23 protein-coding genes and 1 riboswitch are annotated in these 25,158 nt (G+C 44.3%); of the genes, 6 read left to right on the top strand and 17 right to left on the bottom strand.

Annotation, left to right across the window (positions count from 1 at the left end):
- Positions 1-67: 67 nt before the first annotated feature.
- Positions 68-760, bottom strand: a complete 693-nt coding sequence (locus MKX36_RS04515) for a pectate lyase (RefSeq protein WP_016819868.1) — start codon at positions 758-760, stop codon at positions 68-70.
- 565 nt (positions 761-1,325) lie between these two features.
- Here MKX36_RS04515 and MKX36_RS04510 point away from each other — a divergent pair.
- Positions 1,326-1,898 carry a shikimate kinase gene (locus tag MKX36_RS04510; protein WP_016819867.1) on the top strand — a complete coding sequence of 191 codons (573 nt, stop codon included), beginning with the start codon at positions 1,326-1,328 and terminating at the stop codon, positions 1,896-1,898.
- Between the two features lie 100 nt (positions 1,899-1,998).
- Here the strand turns inward: MKX36_RS04510 and aroD are convergent, their stop codons facing one another.
- From aroD to MKX36_RS04495, 3 genes are all read right to left on the bottom strand, one after another.
- Positions 1,999-2,763, bottom strand: a complete 765-nt coding sequence (aroD, locus tag MKX36_RS04505) for a type I 3-dehydroquinate dehydratase (protein WP_017426256.1) — start codon at positions 2,761-2,763, stop codon at positions 1,999-2,001.
- 103 nt (positions 2,764-2,866) lie between these two features.
- Positions 2,867-4,129 carry an MFS transporter gene (locus tag MKX36_RS04500; RefSeq protein WP_117288402.1) on the bottom strand — a complete coding sequence of 421 codons (1,263 nt, stop codon included), beginning with the start codon at positions 4,127-4,129 and terminating at the stop codon, positions 2,867-2,869.
- 129 nt (positions 4,130-4,258) lie between these two features.
- On the bottom strand, positions 4,259-5,170 hold the full coding sequence (locus MKX36_RS04495) for a LysR family transcriptional regulator (RefSeq protein WP_016819864.1): 912 nt from the start codon (positions 5,168-5,170) through the stop codon (positions 4,259-4,261).
- Between the two features lie 216 nt (positions 5,171-5,386).
- Here MKX36_RS04495 and MKX36_RS04490 point away from each other — a divergent pair, with 216 nt between their 5' ends.
- Positions 5,387-6,577 carry an MFS transporter gene (locus tag MKX36_RS04490; RefSeq protein WP_016819863.1) on the top strand — a complete coding sequence of 397 codons (1,191 nt, stop codon included), beginning with the start codon at positions 5,387-5,389 and terminating at the stop codon, positions 6,575-6,577.
- A gap of 27 nt (positions 6,578-6,604) precedes the next feature.
- Positions 6,605-7,495 carry a shikimate dehydrogenase gene (locus tag MKX36_RS04485; RefSeq protein WP_044787142.1) on the top strand — a complete coding sequence of 297 codons (891 nt, stop codon included), beginning with the start codon at positions 6,605-6,607 and terminating at the stop codon, positions 7,493-7,495.
- A gap of 92 nt (positions 7,496-7,587) precedes the next feature.
- On the opposite strand, the gene MKX36_RS04480 is transcribed toward MKX36_RS04485, so the two are convergent.
- The 12 genes from MKX36_RS04480 to MKX36_RS04425 all read right to left on the bottom strand — a co-directional run bounded on the left by MKX36_RS04480 (position 7,588) and on the right by MKX36_RS04425 (position 20,405).
- Positions 7,588-8,814 (bottom strand): RtcB family protein, encoded by a 1,227-nt coding sequence (locus MKX36_RS04480; protein WP_340864280.1) that lies wholly within the window; start codon positions 8,812-8,814, stop codon positions 7,588-7,590.
- A 280-nt stretch (positions 8,815-9,094) separates the two neighbouring features.
- Positions 9,095-10,528 (bottom strand): purple acid phosphatase family protein, encoded by a 1,434-nt coding sequence (locus tag MKX36_RS04475; RefSeq protein ID WP_031462936.1) that lies wholly within the window; start codon positions 10,526-10,528, stop codon positions 9,095-9,097.
- 185 nt (positions 10,529-10,713) lie between these two features.
- Entirely contained in the window at positions 10,714-11,922 is a 1,209-nt protein-coding gene (locus MKX36_RS04470; protein ID WP_340864279.1) for a M20 family metallopeptidase, read from the bottom strand.
- Between the two features lie 68 nt (positions 11,923-11,990).
- Positions 11,991-12,878, bottom strand: coding sequence for a MetQ/NlpA family ABC transporter substrate-binding protein (locus tag MKX36_RS04465; protein ID WP_340864278.1), 888 nt, complete (start codon positions 12,876-12,878; stop codon positions 11,991-11,993).
- A gap of 43 nt (positions 12,879-12,921) precedes the next feature.
- A complete protein-coding gene (locus MKX36_RS04460) occupies positions 12,922-13,584 on the bottom strand; it encodes a methionine ABC transporter permease (RefSeq protein WP_016819857.1) in 663 nt (220 codons plus the stop codon).
- Positions 13,574-14,599, bottom strand: coding sequence for a methionine ABC transporter ATP-binding protein (locus MKX36_RS04455; protein ID WP_019686227.1), 1,026 nt, complete (start codon positions 14,597-14,599; stop codon positions 13,574-13,576). The genes MKX36_RS04460 and MKX36_RS04455 overlap by 11 nt, the downstream gene beginning before the upstream one ends.
- 332 nt (positions 14,600-14,931) lie before the next feature.
- Positions 14,932-15,933 (bottom strand): Gfo/Idh/MocA family protein, encoded by a 1,002-nt coding sequence (locus tag MKX36_RS04450; protein WP_016819855.1) that lies wholly within the window; start codon positions 15,931-15,933, stop codon positions 14,932-14,934.
- 191 nt (positions 15,934-16,124) lie between these two features.
- Positions 16,125-16,766, bottom strand: coding sequence for a deoxynucleoside kinase (locus tag MKX36_RS04445; RefSeq protein WP_017426248.1), 642 nt, complete (start codon positions 16,764-16,766; stop codon positions 16,125-16,127).
- A complete protein-coding gene (locus MKX36_RS04440; protein WP_025364095.1) occupies positions 16,766-17,386 on the bottom strand; it encodes a deoxynucleoside kinase in 621 nt (206 codons plus the stop codon). The genes MKX36_RS04445 and MKX36_RS04440 overlap by 1 nt, the downstream gene beginning before the upstream one ends.
- Before the next feature lie 167 nt (positions 17,387-17,553).
- On the bottom strand, positions 17,554-18,153 hold the full coding sequence (locus tag MKX36_RS04435; RefSeq protein ID WP_017426246.1) for a response regulator transcription factor: 600 nt from the start codon (positions 18,151-18,153) through the stop codon (positions 17,554-17,556).
- Positions 18,150-19,283, bottom strand: a complete 1,134-nt coding sequence (locus MKX36_RS04430; RefSeq protein ID WP_016819851.1) for a sensor histidine kinase — start codon at positions 19,281-19,283, stop codon at positions 18,150-18,152. Before MKX36_RS04430 ends, MKX36_RS04435 begins: the two co-directional genes overlap by 4 nt.
- Positions 19,284-19,343: 60 nt before the next feature.
- The gene (locus tag MKX36_RS04425; RefSeq protein WP_016819850.1) at positions 19,344-20,405 is read right to left on the bottom strand and encodes a fatty acid desaturase; all 1,062 of its coding nucleotides are present in this window, start codon (positions 20,403-20,405) and stop codon (positions 19,344-19,346) included.
- Between the two features lie 212 nt (positions 20,406-20,617).
- A riboswitch (ZMP/ZTP riboswitch) is annotated at positions 20,618-20,701 on the top strand.
- A 113-nt stretch (positions 20,702-20,814) separates the two neighbouring features.
- On the opposite strand from MKX36_RS04425, the gene MKX36_RS04420 reads away from it, so the two are divergent.
- The 3 genes from MKX36_RS04420 (at position 20,815) to MKX36_RS04410 (ending at position 24,038) form a co-directional block, all read left to right on the top strand.
- Positions 20,815-21,681 carry a bifunctional 5,10-methylenetetrahydrofolate dehydrogenase/5,10-methenyltetrahydrofolate cyclohydrolase gene (locus MKX36_RS04420; protein ID WP_031462934.1) on the top strand — a complete coding sequence of 289 codons (867 nt, stop codon included), beginning with the start codon at positions 20,815-20,817 and terminating at the stop codon, positions 21,679-21,681.
- Positions 21,678-22,316, top strand: a complete 639-nt coding sequence (locus MKX36_RS04415) for a cyclodeaminase/cyclohydrolase family protein (RefSeq protein WP_045244178.1) — start codon at positions 21,678-21,680, stop codon at positions 22,314-22,316. The genes MKX36_RS04420 and MKX36_RS04415 overlap by 4 nt, the downstream gene beginning before the upstream one ends.
- 219 nt (positions 22,317-22,535) lie before the next feature.
- Positions 22,536-24,038 carry a stalk domain-containing protein gene (locus tag MKX36_RS04410; RefSeq protein WP_045244179.1) on the top strand — a complete coding sequence of 501 codons (1,503 nt, stop codon included), beginning with the start codon at positions 22,536-22,538 and terminating at the stop codon, positions 24,036-24,038.
- Positions 24,039-24,156: 118 nt separating this feature from the next.
- Here the strand turns inward: MKX36_RS04410 and MKX36_RS04405 are convergent, their stop codons facing one another.
- Entirely contained in the window at positions 24,157-25,149 is a 993-nt protein-coding gene (locus tag MKX36_RS04405) for an ABC transporter substrate-binding protein (protein WP_080942662.1), read from the bottom strand.
- Positions 25,150-25,158 lie beyond the last annotated feature (9 nt).

Genomic DNA, 25,158 nt, shown 5'->3' with positions numbered 1-25,158 from the left:
TCCTATCAGATCATACGACCTGTTGGACAGCCCCTTTCCTATCCGTACTCCTATCCTACGCTAACGATTAGTATTTAGTATTGCCGGACTCGCTCGTATTGCCAGATTTAAAACCTTTGAACAATTGTTTTACATTATGATAACGAGTATTCGTAATTTTAGCTTTGCTGTTAGGACCGTCCGATCTCAGGATCGAATCCTTGACGTTGGAAATATCCGAGTTATCCAAAGTCATATTCACTCTAAACGTAGAGCCCCCAAGTTGGCGAACCAGCTTACCGATATCATCGGCTCTAAAGTTTTTAATGTTAATCGTGCCTTCGGCATTGATTTGGAATACTTTATCATATGCATGGAACGCTCCACCACCTGTAATGTTCACCGTGCCTGGTTCTTTAAGCGTCAATGCATCTTCACCGACATCCTCCCACGTTACGTTGGAAATGGTGCCATTGCCATATACATGCACACCATCCGCAGCAGGCGCAGCGATGATCACATTTTTCAGCGTTGCATTATTTTCTAGCTTAAAGATAGGCTTTTGAGCCTCTTTCTGGCTTCCATCTCCCAAGGTATCGGGGTCAGCCACTACGGTCTTGCCTTTACCATCGTATACTTCTCCAGCTTTAACAAGTATGGTCTTGTGAACGACCTCTGGAGCTGCATGGGCAGAGTAATTGCCGACAAATAACGCGATTAACATACCGGATAAAGCGATACTCATGCCCTTTTTCAATACTTTAGCTGTGTTTGTTTTCATTTCAATTCATCCCTCTCCTAGATCGTTTTTTATTCTTATCTCCAATTCTTCGTTGACTAGAGCGCAAGCGCGTAGACCGTATCACCACCTTCGTACAATGAACCCATTGACCGATACATGTCCGTAAAGTGATATTTAACTATTTGCATATGTATACTTGGTTTTTGGTTCAAAGTAGCTTCTTTTTTATAAATTAAATCAATCACAAATTGTAAATAGAGCGATTACATTTACAATTTGCATAACTCTATTATATTCCTACTTCCAATAATTTCAATACGTTTTTCGGCAAAATATGTCCTTTTTTTCAATTAAGTACACAATATTGCCTCTTTTATACTTGTACAAGTTTGTTTTTCTTCCATTTACGCATTAAATAACATTTGAATACCTCATCTCGTTTACATGCTGTTTATCACTCCATTGGTAATCAGAGTCTCTTTTATCGTATACCTCATTGCTGATGTGCTCTATACTATTGAATGACACGGTTGATGAACGTATAATGTATTTAGTGCTTTGAAGCGTTACATCTCAACATTACTGGTGAGAAAAGAGTGGTTATGTGCAAAACAATAGTGAGATTCCATTAAAAGAACAAAATATTGTGCTCATCGGCTTTATGGGCGTGGGCAAAACAACGATCGGTTCCCATCTAGCGCGCAAGCTGTATCGCGATTTCGTGGATATTGATCAGGAGATTGAACAAGAGTACAACATGCCTACAACAGAAATTTTCAAAACTTACGGAGAGAAGCGTTTCCGTGAGATTGAAAAAGAGCATATTTTGAAGTTGTGCAGCAATACGCGTCTTAAAATCATTTCTGTTGGCGGTGGCGCGTTTCTACAGGAAGAGGTGAAGCAGGCTTGTTTGGCTTCCTCCATTGTGTTCTTCTTGGATTTAAATTGGGATTCCTGGAAAGATCGGCTCAAGATGCTGATTGACACCCGCCCTAATCTGCAAAACAAGACGTTAGAGGAAATTGAAGATCTTTTCCGTTCCAGACAGGACATTTACGCGGTGAATCACTCCAAGATCGATACCGATCAGTTGGATGCGGAAGAAGTCGCAGACTATATTATTCAAACACTGAATCTGGGTTGGGAATTGTATGAACCTACTCGGGGATTGAATTAAGCATTACAAAAAGGAGGACCCCAGCATGCTTATCGCATGGGGTCCTCCTTTTGTGTTCACTATGAATTCCTTGCTCGCTAGTGGGTAGTAATTGCATCTTTTAAGAGTGGCTATGCAGCACCTGCAATATTTCTCTCAGTTCAGTGACAGGAATCTGTCCCGGTGCAGAAGCCTTCTTGGCAGCACCAAAAGTCAACGCTGAACCAAATAGCTCTCCGGTCAGACGGCTCACGACACCTTTTCCCGCCATCGACATCGTGATAATCGGCCGATCCGCATACTCTTCTGCCATGGTGCGTGTGGCGTCCAACAAGGTTAGGACATCGGCCGTATTGGTTGGCATCACCGCTATTTTAGGCAGATCGCCGCCCAATTCCTGTGCCTTACGCAACCGGGACACAATTTCCTCCTTCGACGGCGTCTTTTGAAAATCGTGGTTAGAAATAATCACATACACATTATGCTTATGTGCCGCTTCTATCAGCATCTTCACATCAGCTTCCTCATTAAAAAGCTCTACATCAATCATATCTACTTGTCCCGTTTCGGCTATTGTACGATTCAATTCTACATAGCTTGCCGCACTGATTTCCTTTTCTCCACCTTCTCGGGCGCTACGGAACGTAAATACGAGTGGAATATTGGCTAAAATAGACCGAATCTCATGTAAGGCAGCCTTTACCTTTTCCAGCTCCTCCACATGCTCGAAAAAATCGACTCTCCACTCTACGATATCCAGGTCGAGTGTACGTAAATGGGCAGCCTCTTCCTTCAACTGCTCCAACGTTTCTCCCACCATGGGGACACATATTTTAGGCGCTCCTTCACCGATCCGTACATCTTTTACCTTTACGATTTTTGCCATATCTATCTCACTCCCCAATTACAGTTTCAAGTCGAACATTCACAATAATTCATAGTATAACGCATTCTGAATAAGCATGCAGATGATTAGGTTCAGTCGCTAGTTATTTCGTATCCAGTACAATTTGAGGAGACAATTCTCGTTTTGCAGGAAAAACGACACTGTAACGAAAGTTAACAAACACCGCCAGTCCGATCCCGAGCACATTCACGATAATAGCCAGCATAAACACACTGGAAATCTGAGAATGCTTCAAAAGAAAGCCTGTAAACACGGGGATGAGCGTATAGGATAGCGAAGTTGCGGTATAAATAAACCCGGTAATCTGTCCTTTTCGTTGACTAAAAAATTCACTCATTACGGTTAACGTCAGCTGAAGTACACCCGATATGGAAAACCCGATGACACTCGCACAGATAATGGCGGCAGCCCCTGATTTGAAAAGAAGAAGCGCTCCAAAAGCCAACAAGGAAATACAAGGATAAATAAGGATGATATGAACAGGTTTAACCCATTTTCTCAACACAATGACCAATACAAACACGGAAACCAGCGAACCCATATTGTAATAAACTAATAGTCTGAGAGACTCTGATTCCGTCATGCCGATAAACTGTTGTCCAAACGTAGGCAGCCATAACTGCACAATATACAGCAAAGTAGGCCCCGTAAATCCAAGCAGAATAAGACATACACCTTCCTGCCAAAACCGCGGTTTACTCGCATCATCTGCCTTTAAATTTCCTGTCTGCTCGGCACTAGATACAGTAGTACCGCCACTTTGCTCCTTGGTGGGCTGTACCCGCATGTCTGGAAACTTCATTCTGAACAAGTAGACCGCATTTAATGCAAATATCAATGCTGGTATAAAGAAAGAGAACCCGTAAAAAATATCGTGATTCATAAAAAAGATAATCATTAGCGGTAAAAATGCCGCCCCAATGGATATAAAACCTCTCACCAACACTGTAGCCGAACCAGAGGATTGGGGGAAAGCCTCGATCAGAGCCGGATAAGTACCTGAATCAAGAAAAGAATTCGCTACACCTGCCAGCACAGCCAGTACCATCGCCATCTCAAAGGTGGGACTCAGTGGTATACCGACCAAAAATACGGCCATCAGCAGCCCTGCGGCCACAATGAACGGTTTGCGACCATAGCGGTCGGAGAGCACGCCGGATATGTACAGCGTAAACAGTCTGCCAAATCCCATCGCGGAAACCAAAAGGCTAATGCCCGCCTGATCTGTATGCAAATGCTCTGTTAAAAAGGACATGTGCGACGCCAGCATAATATTAAACATGCCGAACAAAAGATAGTTCACATACAGACCTGTCGCCACGGGAGTAGAAGAACGTTTCATCATGAAATCACCTGCTTTTGTAAGTAAGTCTTGTAGTATCAAAACGTGAATCATTTCACATTGCTTGTGTCGATGATGAAGTATAGAACACAATTTAAAATTTATCAAGTTTAAATATTGCGAGACTCCAGCTTAGACACGCTGATGCGTTTTCAGATAAAACTCCTTGCCATAACTTAGGGCAAAGTTCCGAAACTCTACTACTGCCGGGGATAAATATCTATTTTTAATGCTGGCTAGGTAGATAAAACGTTCGTATTCTGGATTTACAATAGGCAATGTTTTGACATTAAAATAATCTAACGATGAAATGCGGGGCATAACTCCGATCCCGTAATTAATAGACACCAGCCCAGCCATTGCCGTATCTTCTTCAATCTCGCAAATAATCTGTGGCGTAACGCCTGCCTTGGCGAACAAATTTTCAATAATGGGCCGAACCCCACTCTTTTTGTTGAAGAAGATCACCGGGTAATCCGCTGTATCTTTGAGGTCAATTTGGTCCAGAGAAGCCAGCGGATGATCAGGAGAAACAATGACCACCAATTCCTGCTGAGCCAGCGGAATAAACTCTACATCTGGTTCATTTTCCACGTGAGAGCAGAACGCCACGTCATAGTGTTCCTGCTTCAGGCCTTGAATAATATCGTTCGTATTCCCTTGGTGAAACGAAAAGGAAATGTCTTTACGGGCATCCAGAGCTGAAAAGGCTTGGATTATCGCTGGAATGAAGTGTGAACCTAACGTGTAAATGAACGCCAAATCTATATTCCCATGGCTTGGACTCACTAATTCCCGTAAGTTATACTCCCCCTTTTCCAATTCATCCATCGCGTGCTCCACATACTTCAGAAAAAATCGCCCGTATTTGTTTAGCCGAATATTCCTCCCCTGCTTTTCAAACAGATGAACGCCCAAATCCTTTTCTAATTCTGAAATCGCATGACTTAAACTGGGTTGAGTGATACATAGCCGCGCAGCTGCCTGGGTAAAATGCTCCATCTCTGCAAGTACACGAAAATATTGTAAGTGCTTCAGATTCATAAGGATGTACGCTCCCTCTTTAATTCATATTTTAAATTATAGATTCAAACTATGAAAAACGATAAAAATATGCATTGGATTTATAATAACACCCCTTATATAATTAAGACATAGACATTATGTGAATATTTTCACTTGTTTGTGGGCGCACTTTAATAGACCTGGACGATGCCTATCTAGGCCATTGATCTAAAATTTAAGTTGGGAGTTACACTTATGAAAAATCCTTATATCAGAATGGCAACAGGGCTTTATATCAACTATTTTCTTCTGGGTATGATTAATGTTATTCTCTCGTCGAATATGAGCTTTCTGACCGTGCAATTGAACACGGATAAAGCAGCCATCGGCTATCTGGTGTCAGCGATTGGAATCGGTAAACTGCTTGCTCTCGGAGTAGCCGGAAAAATGTCAGATAAATACGGAAGGAAACCACTCATTGTTATTGCATCATTTGCTTATTTAATCTTCCTGATCGGCATTCCGCTTGCACCTAACTACACGTTGGCATTCGTGTTTGCCATTATCGCAGGGCTCTGCAACTCTATGATGGATGCGGGGACTTATCCAGCACTCATTGAAGGGTTCGGAAAAAAAGCCGGGTCTGCAACCGTCCTGGTCAAAGCATCCATCTCGATCGGTGCCATTGTTATTCCGTTCATGATTGCATTTTTTATTAACCACGATATGTTCTATGGATATTCCTTCTTTATTCCTGCAGGAATTTATCTGCTGAACGGGATCTTCTTGTCGATGACCGGTTTCCCCAACCACAAAGCAGAGGAACAAAAGGCTCCAACCGAGACTGGTCAATCAACGGATTCGTTCCACAGCGAGCCCAAGTTTTGGCAAGAAGGTTTGTCTCTGATTATTATCGGTTTTACTTCCACTGTATTGTTCATGATCGTGCAGCTATGGCTTCCTACCTTTGGACAAGAGGCTCTGGGCATGGACAAAGCCAGCGCCATTAAGCTGCTTAGCTACTATAGTATAGGTTCACTAGTTTCCGTTATTTTGTTGGCTGTGGTACTTGGTAGATTCATTAAGCCCATTACCGTCATGATTGTGTACCCGCTTATTGCCCTGCTTTCTTTGCTGGCTTTAATTGTATGGCACAATCCTGTCGCTACTTTGATCAGTTCATTCTTAATCGGCTTGTCCACCGCAGGCATATTCCAAATTGCCCTCACGGTTATGACGGAATTTTTCCGCAAGAACAAAGGAACTACGACTTCTCTCGTGAACATAGCAGCCAGCCTATCGTTCATCCTGATGCCTTTGGCTACCGGGAGCATGTCCAAAAGTCTGGGAATTACCTCGGTATTCATTCTGGATATTGCGATTGCCGTAGTCAGTATTTTGCTGGCCGTGTTTGTTGCTTATCGATATAAAAAAGTGTTTCATTAAACTACACAGATCACTTGGAGGCTTATTATGAAAAATGCTGGACGTATTGACGGAAGAACACAATTAATTGGACTGCTTGCTACACCGATCGGACATTCTTTGTCCCCGGCTATGCATAATCTTGCGTTTGAAAAACTGGGGCTGAACAACGCATATATGGCCTTTGAAGTAGGCAATGAACAACTCGAAGAAGTAGTACGGGGAATGCGCGCTCTAAACATACGCGGCTACAACGTGTCCATGCCTAACAAAACAGCGATCTTACAGTACCTTGACGAGCTGGACGACAGCGCTAAATTTACAGGTGCCGTCAATACCGTCGTGAATACGGATGGTAAGCTGAAAGGCTACAGTACAGATGGATCTGGTTATGTTCGCAACTTACAGGAGCACGGCATTGATCTGAAAGGTAAGAAAATGACACTCGTCGGTTCAGGCGGTGCTGCAACGCCGATTGCTATTGAAGCCGCTCGGGCTGGTCTCGCTGAAATTTCAATTTTCGCTCGTAATGACCAGTTCTTTGCCCGGGCGGAAGAGAATGTTCGTATTATTAATGAAGAGATGAAACATACCCAAGTCAAAGCGAATATCTATGCATTAGAGAATCAAGAGAAGCTACGTGAAGAGATTCTTACAAGTCATATTTTCGCTAACGGTACAGGTGTGGGTATGAAACCGCTGGAAGGTAAAAGTGTCATTGAAGATGTGTCCATGCTTCGTTCCGACCTGATCGTGACCGATGTTGTATACAGCCCAGCCAAATCCAAGCTGATTGAACAAGCTGAGTCTGTAGGTGCAACCGCCATTAACGGTCTGGGCATGATGCTGTGGCAGGGCGCACTTGCCTTCGAATTATGGACAGGACAAGAAATGCCTGTCGCTTATATTAAAGAACAGCTTTTTGCTGATCAACTGTAAGATTGAGAGGCACTACATAACTCAGAAGGACTACGCCCGACGAATGATCATTCCTGTCGGGTATAGTCCCTTTTTATTGTTAAATCATTTCATTAATCCTTATAAGGGTCAAACTCATTGGCCCCAGCCATGCATACCCCGATCGGCTTCAGCACATGTATAACTTCCACGGTCTCGGAATGAGCGTCCAGCACCTCACGCAGTTTGCGGTAGACGAACGGACTCTCATCAGTACCTGCTCCACGCAGCTCGACACCGTAGTTTCGAACGGCCTCCTTCATCTGTAGGTCCGTAATCTGCCCACCGCTACGCGTACGGGTTTTCCAATTCATTTTACCAGCTGCCTGGGTACGACTCATAATACGCCCTGCGCCATGAACTGTACTATAGTAGGAATCCCGATTTTCTACCGAATCTTTTCCACGTACAATCACCGAGATATCGCCCATGCTTCCTCCAATAAAGCCCATTTGACCAGGGGCCGAGGGGGTTGCACCTTTGCGGACCACAATGGTGTCGCGTCCATCATGCTGTTCTTTCCACGCGTAATTATGGTGGTTATGCACCGTAAAGTCCGCTTCAGTCCCCATAATACCAAGCACTTGTTCTATCACATAGTCACGTCCGGCATAAGCATAACGTCCGGCAAGGCGCATCGCACGGTAGTACATGTCCCCCAGCTCACTGTTCATATCCAGCAGCACAGGCGGCTGATCCATATGTTCTCCTGGCGCCTTTCCGAGGAACTCCCGTCCTGCGGCCAAATTTAGAAACCCGCTTGCTGTTTTGTGTCCAAAGCCCCGGCTACCGAAATGATTGGCAACCCAGACCTGTCCTGTCACTTCCTCCACAAATACATCAACAAAATGATTACCACTTCCTACTGTACCAAGCTGTTCTCTCGCCAAGGTCTTCAGTTTATTATGCTCTTGTTTTCCAATCGCTGCATATACCGCCCAATCCGGGTCATCGAACAGCTCATGGTCTACCTGAACCTCATTCACACGACCTACGCCAAACGAAATCTGACGTGCAATCTCATTCATCACGGTTGAAATACGCGGCATAATATCTGCTGCAGACAGCTTGGTTCTTACCGCCTTATTTCCACAGCCGATATCATACCCCACACCTGAAGGTGAAATTTGTCCGTCATATACCACCACACCACCAATCGGCTGACTGTAGCCTTTATGATGATCTGCCATCAGCAGCGCCTGAATCACATTGCCATTTTCGGCACATGTGCGGGCTTGAGATAGTGCCCCCGGATCAGGTGCGCCCCATACGCGTACTCCATTCATTTCTTGATAAGCCATCGTTGTATCCTCCCGTATTTTGCAAGAAAATTTTGTATGTAAAATTGAATACTCTACTTTTAAACTTTGGACTGTTAATAGCATTATGTACGATGTACCCGCTTCCGAACAGGGCGTAAGTATTACAAGCACCACTTCAGACGTCTCTCTATAAGAAAGTCCCGGCCCTATAAGGAAATGAAAAAGGATATCCTTGCAGCCAAACAGACTGTAGGATATCCTTGTATGATCATTTAGAGATCATTTAGAGACCATTTGGAAACCATTGAATCAAAATATACTAATATTTTTTGATAATTCCGAACTGATCCACAATAAAAGGTTTGGCATCATTTTTGTTTTGATCAATTTCATACGTTACGGCTGTAAGTTTATTTTCGTCTACGGTGATGCCCACAAAATTTTGTACCTGTCCTCGTACAGGTCTACGATTGTCACTCGGATCTGGGCCATAGACTGCCGCATGATTCTCTTCAGCTAGTTCAAAGAGATTATAGTACTTATCTCCAAGTTTTTCGCTTGGGTTTTTGTAGTAGACCTTGGGGCCAGCGGTTGCCGGGATGACATAGATACTTCCATCCGGATTCACACTATATTCAATCGTCTTTTCATTTAATCTATCTTTTAATTTGGTTGGCGTTGTTGCTTTACCCTCTTGGTTGATTGGTTTCGTCCGAGCATAAATATGATCATGCCCCTGCACGACAAAGTCGATATCAAGTTTGTCCATGAGTGGAGCGATTTGGTTACGAACTCCATTGTTATCCATGATGTCAGCATCTGTTGCATGGTTAGAGGTAGTGTAAGGACCTTTATGAATATTCACAATGATCCACTTTGCACCTGCCTTTTTGGCTGCCGCAGCATCTTTCTTTAACCATTCAACTTGGTCTTCCGAAAAATTGGCGTATTTCTCTGAGTCCTCATTGGAGTTCAGGACGATAAAGTGAGCATTGCTGTAATCAAAGGAGTAGTACGCTCCTGTTTTAGTAGCTGAACCAGCTGGTTGGTTAATATTAAAGTGATCATAAAAAGCGTAGTTCTCATCCTCATGATTACCTGCTGAGGGAACAATGGTTGTATTCAAAAGGCTTTTTTGTGAATGCCCCAACAACCAGTTCCACTGTTCTTCTTTGGTACCGGTATCTACGATATCCCCGTTGTGGACTACAAACTGAGCATTATTTACGGTTTGAAGTGCTTTTTCGAGCGTCTGTGAAGACAATATGGCTTCATCTTCGCTTTTTGCTTGTGTATCAGCTAGATCAATGAAGGTAAATTCACCACTCTTAGGAGCTGTTTGGAACGTACCTGTTTCGCTCCATATCCCACGCGCTGCATCACCCACACGATAATAATAAGCTGTGTCCGCTTGAAGACCTGTTGCTACGGCTTTATGGACAAGTTCTTCTGGAGAATTGGTTGATGGAGCGGAAGTACCTTCAAATGTAAGAGCACTCGTAAAATCAGCTTCAGAAGCGGTTTTCTTGGTTACTTGAACCGTGCTCTTCGTGAAAAGTTTTGAAGTATACCAGGTAAATCCTTTGGAGGCTTTGGTGTCTCCATAAAATGTAGCTGTAACTTTACTAATACCTTGATCTGTGTTCACTGGTGACTCAGCATGAACAGGCAAAGCTGACATGCCAGTAATCAAACCTAGTGCAAGAGCAACAGACATAGATGTTGCTGACCATTTTTGAAACTTCTTAAACATGTGTACACTCCTCTGTGCAGTTAATATGTAAAAGTTATAAATATGATCATAACAATCAATTGTTAATACGTTATTTGCTGAGATGCAGTGCTTTGTAAAAATAAAAAAGGATATCTTTACAGTCAACAAGACAGTAAGATATCCTCTTTATGCTATTAGGATAGAAGCTATTAAAGCGCTGATGCTTACTGCGCCGCTGGATGCGTACGCTTAAAATCCTCCTTCACCGCAACCAGCAGGGTTTCATTCACCAGTAGCTCCAAGCCTGACAAGGCTAACGCTTTGGCTCCAGTCACCAAGGCTTCCTCTCCCTTGACAGAACCCGCTGCTTCCCGGAACTCTACCGTATGAGCGATGAGATCATCCGGACCAATTTTAATGTAAGCATGTGCAGTTGGGACAACATGACTCACATTTCCCGCATCTGTCGAACCCAGCCCGGCACGAGGGCCACGATCCAGCTGTTCTCCCAGCGCTTCCAGTTCACGACCGACGACCTCGTCCAGCGTATCGTTCAGTATGAAGTCGCGCACTTCATTTTGAAAACGTTCGATTTTCACAGTGGCTCCCGTTGCCAAAGCAGCAGCGTCAGCTATGTGGCGAACTTTCGTGGAAACCTCCTCTGTGCGCTGCCAAGTACTTGCCCGAATGAAAAAGCGCGCCGACGCATAATCCGGAATGATATTGGGTGCGTCACCTCCATGCGTAATGATGCCATGAATACGCACATCGGTCGGCAGTTGCTGGCGCAAAGCATTGATCCCGCTGAACAATTGCAGCACCGCATCGAGCGCATTGATTCCCTGCTCTGGTGATCCTGCGGCATGAGCCGCTTTGCCGTAAAAATGAAAGTCTAGCGGGTCAACTGCCAGGCTCGGCGAGGTCAGCCGGGTCACACCTGATGGATGAACCATCAGTGCAGCATCAATTCCTTCGAACAGCCCGTGCTTCACGAAGCTGCCTTTTGCACTTCCATTAGGACCGCCTTCTTCCGCAGGAGTACCGAACACATACACCTCGCCCCCCGTCTCATCAATCACCTGTGCCAAAGCGATAGCTGCTGCCGTACTTGCGGTCCCGATAATATTGTGGCCGCAAGCATGGCCCAGACCGGGCAGTGCATCATATTCAGCCAGATATCCAATTTTCGGACCTGGTCTAGCCGAAGTCTTGCGAGCAACAAATCCGGTTTCGTGTCCCGCTACATTACGGGTTACCTCAAATCCCGCTTGCTCCAAAATACCCGTCAGTGCCTTGGAAGCTTGGAATTCCTGATTGCCGATTTCGGGATTAGCGTGAATAAACCGGCTCGTCTCCGTGTAGAGCTGACGAGACTCCTCAATTTTCTCAATAATCCGCTGTCTTTGGGTATCCACCGTATTCGCTGTACTCATCGCAATCTCTCCTCATTTCAATAATAGTAGTTTTTATATGCTTCCAAGTTAACTTCTATCAGATATCCTTATTTCTTTTGCGCTTTAACATCCGCCACCAGCTTATCCAATGTAGCCTGCAGCTCCTCGGCAGACTGGTCTACTACGACATTAGCTCCTTTGGAATCCTGCTTTACAGCCTCGGCTACATCAGCGTCATGGTACAAATCCACGATCGTCTTGTAGGTCGCATTATCTTTATCCTCTGCATGGGCAGCAAACACGTTCACATATGGCTTCGCTTCTTCACTGCTTGCATCATCCTTGTAAATGGCTCCATCCAGCTTGAGCCCGGCATCCGTAGCAACACCGCTGTTCACGGCTGAGGCAGCTACATCAGACAAGACGCGCGGCATCTGTTGGGCGACAACTGGAACAATCTCTAGCTTTTTGGGATTCCCTTCGATCTCATCTGGGGTCGGATACAGGCCTGAGCCTTGCTTCAATGTAATCAATCCGGCAGACTGGAGCAATTTCAATGCCCGTCCCTGGTTGGAGGGGTCATCCGGTATAGCAATTTTGGAGCCAGCAGGAATATCCGATACGTTTTTGAATTTTTCGGAGTACAGCGCCATGGGAGCGATAATCGTTGCACCAATAGGGACGAGATTCACATCATTTTCTACATTAAATTGGCTGAGAAAGGCCAAATGCTGAAAGGAATTCAAATCTACCTCTTTATTCGCAAGTGCCTTATTGGGTAAGGTATAATCCGAAAAGCTGATCAGCTCAATTTCAATGTTTTTGGCTTCTGCTTTCTTCTTAAGCACATCCCAATACGTATCCTCTGATCCTGAAACCCCAATTTTAACATGTACTTTTTCATTACCATTGGAGCCTGAACCATTAGCTGAGCAAGCAGAATGAACCGAGACACTAAGAATAGCCAGCAAACCTAAGCGAAATATTTTTTTCATTTTCATTTCTCCTTTATCATTATGTATAATCCTTGTTTTCCAATTAACGACGTAGGAATTTACGAGACAAGTAGTTCCCCGCATATTGGGCGACCTGTACAAAGACGATCAGCAAAACAATCGTGACGATCATAACCGAAGTATCGAATCGTTGATAACCATAGGTCATGGCCAGATTCCCGAGACCCCCTCCGCCCACAGTGCCAGCCATAGCAGAGAAATCGATCAAGGCCACCGTAATAAACGTCAAACCAAGAATTAAAGGTCCCAGTGCTTCCCGAATCAGCACACCCGTGATGATCTGAAAGGGAGTTGCCCCCAGCGCCTTGGCTGCTTCGATCATCCCTGGATCAATGGAGACCAGATTGTTTTCTACAATTCTTGCAACTGCAAAGGCTGCTACAATAGTCATTGGAAAAATAGCTGCCGAGGTGCCAATCGTAGTTCCTATGACTAAACGTGTAACCGGACTAATCGCCACTAAAAAAATAATAAACGGAATCGGGCGAATGATATTAATCAGCAGGTTTAAAGACATAAACACAAATTTGTTCTCAAACAAGCTCCCTTTACGTGTCACATACAGCACTAAACCAATCATAAGTCCCAGAATACTAGCAAAAATCAGCGTGACAACAACCATCAAAAGCGTTTCCCCTGTAGCCTCCACGATCTTAAGCCAAAACGTATCCCAATTAACTCTCATGATCGACCACCTCCCTGACTTCCACCGTCGTTCGCAGTTCCTCCACGACCTTGTTAACTTCATCCTCTGCACCGATTAATTCAACAATTAAACTTCCAAACAGCGCCCCCTGCAGCTCATTAATGCTTCCATATACAATGTTGTAATCCAGATTATACTTACGTGTCGCTCTTGAGAGCACTGGTTCACTTGTCGCCCCATCTCGAAAAACAAGTCTGTACAATCGGCCGACGTGATGCTCCCGAATCTTGTCCAGCAGCTTGGGTGAGAGTTGGTCATTCAGTACAGAACGAATAAAATTTTTCGTCGTCTTCGTCTGTGGATTGGCAAATACATCGAATACACTCCCTTGCTCAATCACCCTACCATTCTCCATTACTGCCACACGATCACAAATACTACGAATCACATTCATTTCATGGGTAATGAGCAAAATGGTAATCTGATAATCCTCATTTACTTTTTTCAGCAGCTTCAATATGTCTTCTGTCGTTTCCGGATCGAGTGCTGAGGTCGCTTCATCACAGATCAGAATATCAGGCGAATTCGCCAGTGCTCTGGCAATGCCGACCCGCTGCTTTTGCCCACCAGATAGCTGCTCTGGATAGGAATCCGCTTTGTCCTCCAATCCAACAAATTGTAGCATTTCCTTAACACGGACATCGATCTGAGCCTTAGGCAGTTTAGCCAGTTTTAGCGGATAAGCCAAATTCCCGTACACAGTACGAGAGTTAAACAGATTAAAGGTTTGGAATACCATCCCGATCCGCCTTCTTAAATTCCTCAGCTCCTTGGGACGTATCTGGGTAATATCCTGATCATTAACGACAATCCGTCCCTCTGAGGGACGCTCCAGTAGATTGACAAGCCTCAGCAGCGTACTTTTGCCCGCACCACTAAAGCCAATCACGCCGAAAATTTCTCCCTTTCCAACCGATAGCGATACCTCTTCCAGTGCACTTACCTTGCGATTGGGTAAGGAAAATATTTTGCTAACTTGCTCAAACTTTATCAAACCGCTTCCCCCTTGCGCCTACAATTGATGTATTCCTCCATTTCATTTAGTAATCCGGTTGATTTAATCGGATTTAAAACTTAAAAAAAAACTCCCTAATCTTCGTGGACAAAAATGGGATAATTTAACTGATATTGATCATGTATTGTTAACACCTTAAGACATGAAAGAGAATCTGTCAATAAAAAAAGAATACAATCTGCTTACTCTCGTCATCACCATGGATTACCTTTTTAGACCTACAAAGCCAAATAAGGCTAACCGTATATTTGCAAAGTTATGCAAAATCGGCAGCCTTTTGTGCATTGTTAATCTTGATTATGCGCCACAGACTAATGTGCAGAAGTATTTTTCAAATCCGCTTCATAACGAAGGCCAAATTGTTGTCTTGCCTCCTCCATCACTTCAGCGACTGCCAGTGAACACTCCAAAGAGTTAATAGAACTGTTGCGTTCCCCACTCTTGATCAGATCCATAAATTCCTGAATTTCATAATACATGGGCTCACGCGTCTGAGCCTTGGTCAAATCCTCAATCGTGCCGTCCCGATAATGAATTTTCACCTCATAGGGCTGGCTGATTTTGTCAATCACCATCGTTCCATACTCACCCTGAATTTCGGCAGGCAAATAGGAATCTGTAATTTTGGAATGCATGACGATCGCATCCATATCCGGATACTTCATTACAATGCTGCCCTCGCCGTCGACACCAGAGGATAACAGCACACCCACCGCTCGGATCTCATCCGGTTTGCCAAACAATGCCACCATCGGATACAAACAATACACTCCCAGATCCATCAAGGAACCATTTGAAAAAGCCGGATTAAAGGCATTCAGCACCTTACCCTGCTTAAAAGCATCAAAGCGTGAAGAGTATTGACAGTAACTTGCAAAATAACGCCGAACCCGGCCTATTTTATACATATGATCCTTTATAATTTTAAAGTTGGGCATAAGCGTGGATTTAACAGCCTCCATCAACAGAACATCGTTGTTGCGCGCGGCTTCGATCATGCTCTGCACCTCTGCTGCATTAGAAGCAAAAGGCTTCTCACACAGCACATGCTTTCCATGGTTCATACATAAGATCGCTTGCTCTGCATGTAAGGAATTAGGACTGGCAATGTATACGGCATCCACCTGATCACTTGCAGCCATTTGCGCCAGATCTGTAAAAACCTCCGGCTGGCTGCTATATTTATCAGCAAAGGCTTGGCCTTTCTCCTCTGTTCGTGAGTACACCGCAGTCAGGGAAAATTCGTCTGTCTCTATCGCAGCTTGAATAAATCTTTCCGTTATCCAGTTCGTTCCAACGATACCAAAACGCATCACAGTATCCCATCCTTTCCCGTGAGTCATTACAATTAATATATGTTCCTATTCTCGCATTCCAGCCAAGACTTGTCCACTATACCGCTTGTCATCCCCCATGCTTCCACATATTAAAAAAGACTGCGGTCTATCAGCTTAATTTATACTGATTGTACCACAGTCCTTGTATGCTTTTTGGGGTTATATCTCTACTTTGTGGAGATTACCTTGCCCACTTCTGTCAAAATGGCATCCATGGAGGCAGGGTCGTGTACATCGTACTCATCAATGTTTAGACGCAGTACAGGACAGGCATCAAATTCGTTGATCCAATTGGAATATCTGCGATGCATTTGCTCCCAATAGGATCGCTCGGTCTGGATTTCCATTTCGCGGCCGCGTTCTTCGATCCGACTCAGTATGGAGGGCAAGCTGCCTTCCAGATAGATCAGCACATCAGGGTGCGGAAAGAACGGGGTCATGACCATCGCCTCAAACAGGCTAGTATATGTTTCATAATCGGTAGGGTTCATTGTTCCCTGATCAGCATGCATTTTCGCAAAAATACCCGTATCCTCATAAATGGAACGATCCTGCACAAAACCTCCACCAGACAAGAAAATGTTCTTTTGCTCCTTGAAGCGTTCCGCGAGAAAATAGATTTGCAGATGAAAGCTCCATCGTTCGAAGTCGTGATAAAACTTCTCCAGATACGGATTATGATCGACTTGCTCTAACGAGGTTTTAAAACCAAGACGACTGGCCAAAGCACCTGTTAACGTGGATTTACCTACACCTACCGTACCCGCTACCGTAATCAGGGCATTTGCAGGAATGTTGTAATTATTCACTATATGAGCTCCTTTACATCGGAAACAATTTGTTCAAATTGTGCCTGGTTTTCTACAAAATCAATTTCATTCCCGTTCACGGTTAATATACGTGGAGCAGGTGACTGTTCGGCGAGAAACTGAATGCCTTTATCATAATCCGTAATCAATTGCTCCAGATAGGCAGGGTCCATCTCCTGTTCAAAGGAGCGTCCGCGCTTACGGATTCTGCTCAGCAACGTATCCAAATCTGCTCTAATATAAACGATAATGTCCGGCTTAGGCATATCATCGGTGAGCAAATGATAGATTTGGCGATATTTTTCGAGTTTTATACCTTTAAGTGTACGTTCAGCAAAAATCAGATTTTTATAGATATGGTAATCTGAAATCACAGGCTGAGCTTTCTCGATATATTGCAGGCCAGTATCCTCTAGCTGCTTATACCGATTGCAGAGAAAGAACATTTCCAGCTGAAAGCTCCACTCATCTATATTTTGATAGAATTTATCGAGAAACGGGTTTTCCTCGACAATCTCTTTGATCATCGGCAAATGTAGCTCGGTTGAAAGCATCGAAGCCAACGTCGTCTTGCCGGCTCCAATCGGCCCTTCAACGGCTATAAACGGGGCTTGTTTCATGCGGTTCTGCTCCTCCTTGTACTCCAGGTCCATCCTGTGGACAACTATCCTATTGTATCACAAGGAAGTACGCTAGAGGCATAGCAAATCTATGGATAAAACAAAAAAACAGAGCAGCTATGTTTGGATTCATAGCGCCCTGTCCTGCTTAATATTTTGTCTGTCTCTCATTTAAACCAACCTTTTTCATTAAAACGTGTAATGGCCTCAATCCGGTTGCTGACACCCAGCTTATCGAGAATGACTGAAATATAATTCCGCACTGTCCCTGTTGTTAAATACAGTTCACCAGCAATTTCTTTGGTGTTCTTTCCGTCAGCAATAAGCGCCAAAACGGTCTTTTCACGCTCAGTCAGCGGGTTGACCTCGGCATAAGCATCATCAACCAGTTCTGGAGCGTAAATACGTCGACCTGCCATAATACTGCGAATGGAGGAAGCCAGTTCTTCACTGGGACTATCCTTGAGTAAATAACCGTGTGTGCCCGCCTTAATCGCTCGTTCAAAATACCCGGGGCGAGCAAACGTTGTTAAAATAAGCACCTTGCAATTCAAGCCTTTGAGTTCCTCTGCCGCATCCAATCCGCTCTTGATCGGCATTTCGATGTCCATAATGCATATGTCTGGCTGATGCAGCTTCACCAGTTCTATAGCTTCTTCCCCGTTGCTTGCTTTTCCGACTACTTTCATGTCTTCTTCCAAGTCCAACAGGGAGGCTAGAGCACCCAGCAGCATACGCTGGTCTTCTGCGATGACGATTCGAATCATGGCCCCACCTCCTCATTCGGCTTTTCAGTGATGTTAGGCACTTTAATGACCAGGGTCGTTCCCTGATCTGAACGCAGTTCCATACATCCGTTCACGAATTCGAGCCTTTCCTTCATGCCTTGCAGACCATGTCCCCGAAAGACTGCATTTTCTCCCATAATACCAACTCCATTATCCTGAATCCGCAGGGTCAATTCCTTACGAGACGGCTCAATGGTGATGGAGCAAGCGGTAGCTCCACTGTGTTTCACTACATTGGTTACGGCTTCCTTCATACACATACTCAGCACATTTTCATTCATTAATGACGTATGCTCCAGCTTCGGGTCGCCCTCCAAGGTCAGTTCGATGTGAGCAGCCTTTAAAATTTGCCGAATACGCAGCAGTTCATCCTCTAGTCTCATGCCGCGCATTTGAGTAACCATTTCTCGTACTTCTTTTAACGCACTTCTCGCCGTAAGACGAACATCGTTAATTTCGGCATGAGCCCGTTCCGGGTACTGGTCCAGCAGCTTGCCCGCCAAATCGCTCTTCAGTCCAATGAGTGACAGCTTCTGACCCAAGGTATCGTGCAGGTCACGCGCGATTCTTTGCCGTTCCTCCAACTTAATCAATTCCGATATTTTTTTATTGGCATCCTCCAATTGGACCTGAAGCCGATCACTTTTGTTGCGATTAAAGTTCGTAATCGGCAGGAGAATCACACCAATCAGATTGAGCAGGATAAAAGGAATCTGCTTAATAAAAACGGGATTCTGTGAAACAAACCCGTAATTAATTAATCCAATCGTAATCACCATTAAAATAATATACAGCGTCGTAAATGCAGCCTTACTTTTCATATTACCAATCAGATAAGCGATAAATATGGAAAAGTACATATAGCTAAATAGCAGCGTCATCGTAATCGATATAGCAATCTGCACACTGGTCCAAAAGTATATGAGCCAGCCTTGAGAGACAAAAGCCAGTACATAACAAGCAAAAAACACCAAAATAATAGCAGTTCCCAGAATAATATGACTTGTAGATGAAGAGCTAAAATAATAAAAGGGCAGGATATAAAAGACAACCCACACATAAGGGCTAAGTCCCGTATTTCTTTGGAAAATCTGATACCACTTTTGCATCCTGCCACCCTTTTCTACTTTAGATACCCCTTATTTTATCATACCAATTTCCGTACAACGTTATTTTCGTTCCGTGCCTACAACAGGCGTAGGGATGGGCTTTGAAGTGCCAACACGTTTGCTAAGCAGCGGCTTTACTTGTTTAAAGGTCAGAAAGGTCTTGGTACTTTCATCCCATAGTCGGAACTTCAAAGATTCCAGACTGCTACTCACCGTAATCGTGGTCGCCTTTTGCAGCAACGGTGTCGCTTCATGCGCTTTCTCCAAATTGTAATTTGGTACTTTCGGGCTCAAGTGGTGAACATGATGAAAACCAATATTACCTGTAATCCATTGCAATACTTTAGGAAGCTTGTAGTAAGAACTGCCCTCGACGGCCGCATTAATATAACTCCACTCTTCATCATGCTCAAAATACGAATCCTCAAACTGGTGTTGCACATAGAACAGCCAGATTCCCAACATACCAGAGACAAAAAAGATAGGCGTCTGTACCAGAAGGAATGCCTGCCAGCCAATAGCCCAGCACAACAGTGCATACAATGCAACAATGGATATATTCGTCACATAGGTGTTTATTTTTTCCTTACGTTTGGCTGTCTTGACATTAAACCGATAGGAAATCAAAAAAGTATAGATTGGACCTAGGCCGAACATAACCCAAGGATTTCGATATATACGATAGGCCAGCCGTGTCCATGTGGAAGCTGCTGTGTACTCTTCTACCGTGAGCACCCACATATCACCTGTGCCTCTTTTATCCAGATTACTGCTGGTTGCATGGTGGATCGCGTGACTATTTTTCCATTGGTGATAAGGGCAGAGCGTAATAATACCTGTAATCGTTCCCACAATATCGTTCAGCTTGCGACTTTTGAAAAAAGATTGATGACCACAATCGTGAAAAATAATAAACGTCCGTACCACAAACCCTGCCGCAATAATGGTAATGGGAAGCGTCAGCCAGTAAGAAACCGCTAGGCTAAGATAAGCGGCATACCACAATAGGATCAGCGGTCCCAAGGTATTGAACAGTTGCAGAACGCTGGATTTCGTGTTTATTTTCTCGTAGGGAGCCATATTTTTTTTCAATTGAGCTAACGGGAGTTGTGTCATACCCATTATGATCCTCCTTTAAAATGCAGCCCATACCTTAATCCTGTCAGGCGTACATGTTGATCTAAGCTCAGTATAAAGAGACCGCTGTATCTGCTGTAGTCATAAACGTCAGTTCAGGCATATGACATTTGTCATATAGACAACTAACCAAACCTGTTTGGCAAATGTTCACGGGTTTCTTTTCTACTGTTATTTTGTTAAAATATAAGATATATAACGCTGTATGTGACTGGCGAAGTCAGTGGAATGAACCACGAGGGAGCATACAATCAAGCGTACCGTTCGCCTGGGAGAAGTATTTGCAGAGGATTCGTCTGTCTTGACGACCTTGTGCAAATACTTTTTTTCGTTTTCGAAGACCATGACACCCTGTTGATTCCATTATGCGATAAATTCAGAGGAGGCTCGGACTATGGCTATTATCATGAAATCCAAAGAAGCAGCTGAGCAAGTGTATGCAACGATCCGTTCCCAAGTAGAGCAAATGAAACAGCAAGGACACCGTCCCCATCTGGCAACCCTGTTGATAGAGGGTGATCCGGCATCTGCATACTATGCACGGACCAAGCAAAAAATAGCAGAGAAGCTGGGCATCTCATTTCATCTCCATACTTTTAATCGTCATGTAAGCGAAGCCGAACTTCTGCACGTGATCGGTACCCTAAATGATGCATCCCATGTACATGGCATTATGCTGGAACTCCCGCTTCCGCAACATCTTTCTGCCTCCGTTATTAAACAATCCATCGCCCCCTACAAGGATATTGATGGAATTACGCCTGATAACAAGCTGGCTACCGTTACGGGTGACGCAGGGCTATACCCCGCTACACCTCAAGCCTGTATTGAACTGCTCAAGCATTACGGCCACTCCTTGGCAGGCAAAAATGTCACGCTCGTCGGCATCGGACAGACGGTGGGACTTCCCCTTTTCCACATGCTGCAAAGAGAAAATGCCACCGTCACCGCCTGTCATGCAGGTACGCGTGATATTGCAGAGCATCTGAGCCATGCAGACATTGCCTTCGTCGCAGTCGGATGTCCTGATGTGATTACGCAGGATATGGTTCATCCAGGTCTGATTCTCGTGGATGCAGGAATTAATGAGACGCTGGAGGGTAAAATTGTGGGGGACGCTGCTCAGGACGTTGTAGAAAAGGTACATGCCATTTCTCCCGTTCCCGGCGGTGTAGGCACCTTAACGACCGCAATTTTGTACAAAAACTTGCTCAAAGCGATACATCTGCAACATTACTCCAGAGAGGTGGTTTATTCATGAGTGAACTGTCGTGGAACCAGTCCATCGGACATTTTCTGAAAGAAGCTGCAAGTGCAGCGCCTACCCCTGGTGGAGGAAGTGTATCCGCGCTGGCTGCGGCACTAGGCGCAGCGATGACCTCCATGACCGCCAACCTTTCACAAGGAGGAAAATACACGCAATTCAGTGAACAAATGGTGCAAGTCATTAGCAGTATGGAAAGATTGTCTACGCATTGTGAGGAACTGATGGCCGCAGACATCCAATCCTTTGAACAGTACATGACCGCGCTGCGTTTGCCCAAAGAAACAGACGAAGAAAAGCGCTATCGTACCCATTCCTTACAAACAGCTGTGATTGCTGCCATTGAAGTACCTATGCGCCTGCTGGAAGTATGCCGGGACGGACTATCACAAGCCTACAATATTGTGGAAATATCCAATAAAAATGTGATCTCTGATCTGGGCATCGGTGCGATTTTGTTTGAAGCAGCGGCTCAATCCGCCCTGCTCACCATTGATATTAACCTTGCCTCGCTAAAAGACTTGGATGTCAAACAATCCTACGAAGCCAAAACAGCCACACTCCTCCGTGAAATCGGACAAATTAAAGAGCAAACCTTGTTGACCGTACGCAGTCGAATCGCAAGTAGTTAGCTCATACTACGCACTAGCTGTGCTAACCCATATATTCTACCTACTTGCTAACAGAAATAACCTCCAAATCCATCTCTATTCGTTGGGTTTGGAGGTTATTTTATTGCAATTCATTATATTTGGAAAACTTTTCTATACTTTCTTCGTCTATGGATTAGGGATATTCTTTAAGATTACTTTTTCTCTTATACACATTGATCAAGAAATGAGGAAAATCGTATGAAAAGACGTGGTCTATTACTCAGTATAATTACGTTATTACTGATCAGTCCCAGGGTGTGGGCGGCCGGAAATGATTCTACATCGCATATTCGCTCCTATGATTCCGGAAGTCTGATCCAATCCGATGGAAGCTTGTGGCTGTGGGGCTATAATCAATCCGTACCGACTCGTGTAGAGGGTAAGCCAAACGTAATAAAAACATTCTCTAATATCATCAACGAAGGTGATCTGCTATTTACCTTGCAAGACCACTCTGCTTGGTATGTGCCTAGAAACAACATTTCTGAATCTGTGAAGTTTGTTCCTCTGGAAGGACTACAGAACCTCGCTGCTGTAAGTAGTTTGAATGATCATGTACTCGCTCTGACCAACGAAGGCAGCATATTTCTCGCTGATCAACTCGAAGATAAAAATACCTTTAGTCCTTTTCAAATTCTGTCTGGCATCGACGAGGTTGCCGATATAGTCAGTTACTATGAAGAAAGACCGGATTATGAGGAACGCTGGATATTTCTTAAGAAAGACGGCAGTGTATGGAAAAACACAACAGCCTTACAGGGCTTCGAACCTATTTCACCATTAAAAGACATTAAGGCAATTGCTAAAAATATAGCCTTAAAAAAGGATGGTACCGTGTGGACGTGGCCCAAAGAATTTGATAAAAATGCAGCTCCGTCCGAAACGCTAGCCGTATCACAAATTCAAGCCTTATCGGGCATCAAGACAATCAAGGCTAATAGGTATTCCAATCTCGCCATTGATCAGCAAGGTCGGCTATGGTTCTGGGGGGCTACAGTTACAGGTGCCTTAGACAATACGACCTATCACAACACTAATATCCCTGTACTGCTAACAGGAGTAAAGGACGTTAAAGACGCCTTTTTCGTTGAGCGCTCCCTTCTTGCTCTAACCACTGCTGGTAATGTATATGTTGCATCTCTAGATGGCGAAAAATTATCCTCCAATGTCCCTTTTACATTACTTGCTCAAAATATTCAAAGCATCAAGGCAGGCCCACGGCACGTCATCATGCAAAAGGCAAACGACGCACTGTGGGGCTGGGGTGTTAACAAACACGCGCAACTCGGCATAGGCGATTATGAATTTCTTTATAATACGCCAGTTCCTGTACAAAAGCCGATTCTCGTCCGTCTCAACAGTACACCTGTCCCTCTAAGCAACGGTGTGATTACCCGCAATGGGCAGGCGTTTATTCCCTTGCGTTCTGTTTTTAACCAACTGGGGGCCGACATCACTTATGATTTCAACAGCAAAATAGCGAAAATGAATCAGTCCAAGGCGGGAGACCATCCCGTCTCTCTAGAAATTAATTTTAAAACCAGCCAAACAAAAGTGAACGGTAAATCTGTAGAACTCACTAATCCGCCCTTCATGGTGAACGGTATTGGTTATCTTCCACTGAGGCTCATCAGCGAGACACTGGGAGCCAAGGTAGATTGGCTACAAAAAGAAGATACTATCGTAATTACGACGAAATAATATATAAAAGACCAGTCCAAACATGATTTATGTTGGACTGGTCTTTTATTGCTATATACTGCGTGTAGTATGCAGCTTCCTATCTGCCTTCGACATTTCGTTACAACACAAAATCCACCTATTTTTTAGCTTTATTCTCTTTCTCTCTTTCAACCAGCATATCCACAATCATATCAATCTGTCCGGTAATAGCGATCGGATCATAGCGATAGTACGTATCAAAATCATTAAAGAACACTCTATTATTCTTCACCGCAGGCAGATTGCCCCACACAGCGGACGATTTCAGTTGCTTAAGCGCGGTTCCCTTTTTGTCTGGATCATAGGTTGTCAGGAACATGTAATCTGCGTCATACTGCGGCAGTACCTCCATTGAAAGCTGTACGGTTTGTTCCTTGGAATTAGCTGTCTTCTTCGGCATGTTCAGTTTGAGCGCATTGTATACGGCTTGTCCGCCTCGTCCCGCATTGTCACCAAAGATCCAAAGTGCGTTCTTGTCCGTCAGCTCATACAACCCGAAAGTTGCCTTTTCGTCAATAACACCTTTCAGACGAGCGCGGCCTTCAGCAGCCTTTTTGTCAAAGGCGGCAATAAATTGCTCAGCCTTCTCCTTTTCCCCAGTGATATCGCCGAACAGCTTGACCGTATCATAGATATTAGTCGTGGTGCCGAACGGAATGTACAGGGTAGGTGCAATTTTAGACAAAGCTTCATAATTCGTATCCTTCATAACCACGATCAGATCGGGTTTGAGTTCCAGCGTCTTTTCCAAATTGGTAGGATCACCCACCTCTTTGGTTCCTTTTTCCTTTAGCAAATCAGTCAGAAAAGGATTTTGAAACGCAGTCGGCTCCACACCCACCACGTTAGCACCAACAGACAGCAGTTCTCCGCCGTAAAAATCCGTTACAATACGCTGTGGCTTAGCGGGAATCTCAATATCCCCTTTAACCGTTTTAAAGCTTCTCGTCTCTCCAGTAGAAGCCGATTCTTGCTTATCTCCTGAAGTTGAAGCGGTATTACCTTCAGTGTTATTTCCGCCGCATGCGCTGATAAATACAGCCAATACAAGCATCAAAGTAGCCAGCATAAATATCGATTTTTTCCTCAACCTATTAGC

The organism is Paenibacillus sp. FSL W8-0439 (genome assembly GCF_038008995.1).
In the GTDB taxonomy this organism is placed as follows: domain Bacteria; phylum Bacillota; class Bacilli; order Paenibacillales; family Paenibacillaceae; genus Paenibacillus; species Paenibacillus polymyxa.
This window is presented reverse-complemented; position numbering and strand designations above follow the sequence as displayed.

Excerpts from the sequence above, each read along its gene's own strand:
- aroD (WP_017426256.1), bottom strand. The coding sequence starts at position 2,763 with ATGGCAAAAATCGTAAAGGTAAAAGATGTACGGATCGGTGAAGGAGCG.
- MKX36_RS04425 (WP_016819850.1), bottom strand. The coding sequence starts at position 20,405 with ATGGGTATGACACAACTCCCGTTAGCTCAATTGAAAAAAAATATGGCT.
- MKX36_RS04500 (WP_117288402.1), bottom strand. The coding sequence starts at position 4,129 with ATGATGAAACGTTCTTCTACTCCCGTGGCGACAGGTCTGTATGTGAAC.
- MKX36_RS04465 (WP_340864278.1), bottom strand. The coding sequence starts at position 12,878 with ATGAAAAAAATATTTCGCTTAGGTTTGCTGGCTATTCTTAGTGTCTCG.
- MKX36_RS04435 (WP_017426246.1), bottom strand. The coding sequence starts at position 18,153 with ATGATTCGAATCGTCATCGCAGAAGACCAGCGTATGCTGCTGGGTGCT.
- MKX36_RS04475 (WP_031462936.1), bottom strand. The coding sequence starts at position 10,528 with ATGTTTAAGAAGTTTCAAAAATGGTCAGCAACATCTATGTCTGTTGCT.
- MKX36_RS04430 (WP_016819851.1), bottom strand. The coding sequence starts at position 19,283 with ATGCAAAAGTGGTATCAGATTTTCCAAAGAAATACGGGACTTAGCCCT.
- MKX36_RS04410 (WP_045244179.1), top strand. The coding sequence starts at position 22,536 with ATGAAAAGACGTGGTCTATTACTCAGTATAATTACGTTATTACTGATC.
- MKX36_RS04415 (WP_045244178.1), top strand. The coding sequence starts at position 21,678 with ATGAGTGAACTGTCGTGGAACCAGTCCATCGGACATTTTCTGAAAGAA.
- MKX36_RS04485 (WP_044787142.1), top strand. The coding sequence starts at position 6,605 with ATGAAAAATGCTGGACGTATTGACGGAAGAACACAATTAATTGGACTG.
- MKX36_RS04440 (WP_025364095.1), bottom strand. The coding sequence starts at position 17,386 with ATGAAACAAGCCCCGTTTATAGCCGTTGAAGGGCCGATTGGAGCCGGC.
- MKX36_RS04480 (WP_340864280.1), bottom strand. The coding sequence starts at position 8,814 with ATGGCTTATCAAGAAATGAATGGAGTACGCGTATGGGGCGCACCTGAT.
- MKX36_RS04490 (WP_016819863.1), top strand. The coding sequence starts at position 5,387 with ATGAAAAATCCTTATATCAGAATGGCAACAGGGCTTTATATCAACTAT.
- MKX36_RS04450 (WP_016819855.1), bottom strand. The coding sequence starts at position 15,933 with ATGCGTTTTGGTATCGTTGGAACGAACTGGATAACGGAAAGATTTATT.
- MKX36_RS04420 (WP_031462934.1), top strand. The coding sequence starts at position 20,815 with ATGGCTATTATCATGAAATCCAAAGAAGCAGCTGAGCAAGTGTATGCA.
- MKX36_RS04495 (WP_016819864.1), bottom strand. The coding sequence starts at position 5,170 with ATGAATCTGAAGCACTTACAATATTTTCGTGTACTTGCAGAGATGGAG.
- MKX36_RS04470 (WP_340864279.1), bottom strand. The coding sequence starts at position 11,922 with ATGAGTACAGCGAATACGGTGGATACCCAAAGACAGCGGATTATTGAG.
- MKX36_RS04515 (WP_016819868.1), bottom strand. The coding sequence starts at position 760 with ATGAAAACAAACACAGCTAAAGTATTGAAAAAGGGCATGAGTATCGCT.
- MKX36_RS04460 (WP_016819857.1), bottom strand. The coding sequence starts at position 13,584 with ATGAGAGTTAATTGGGATACGTTTTGGCTTAAGATCGTGGAGGCTACA.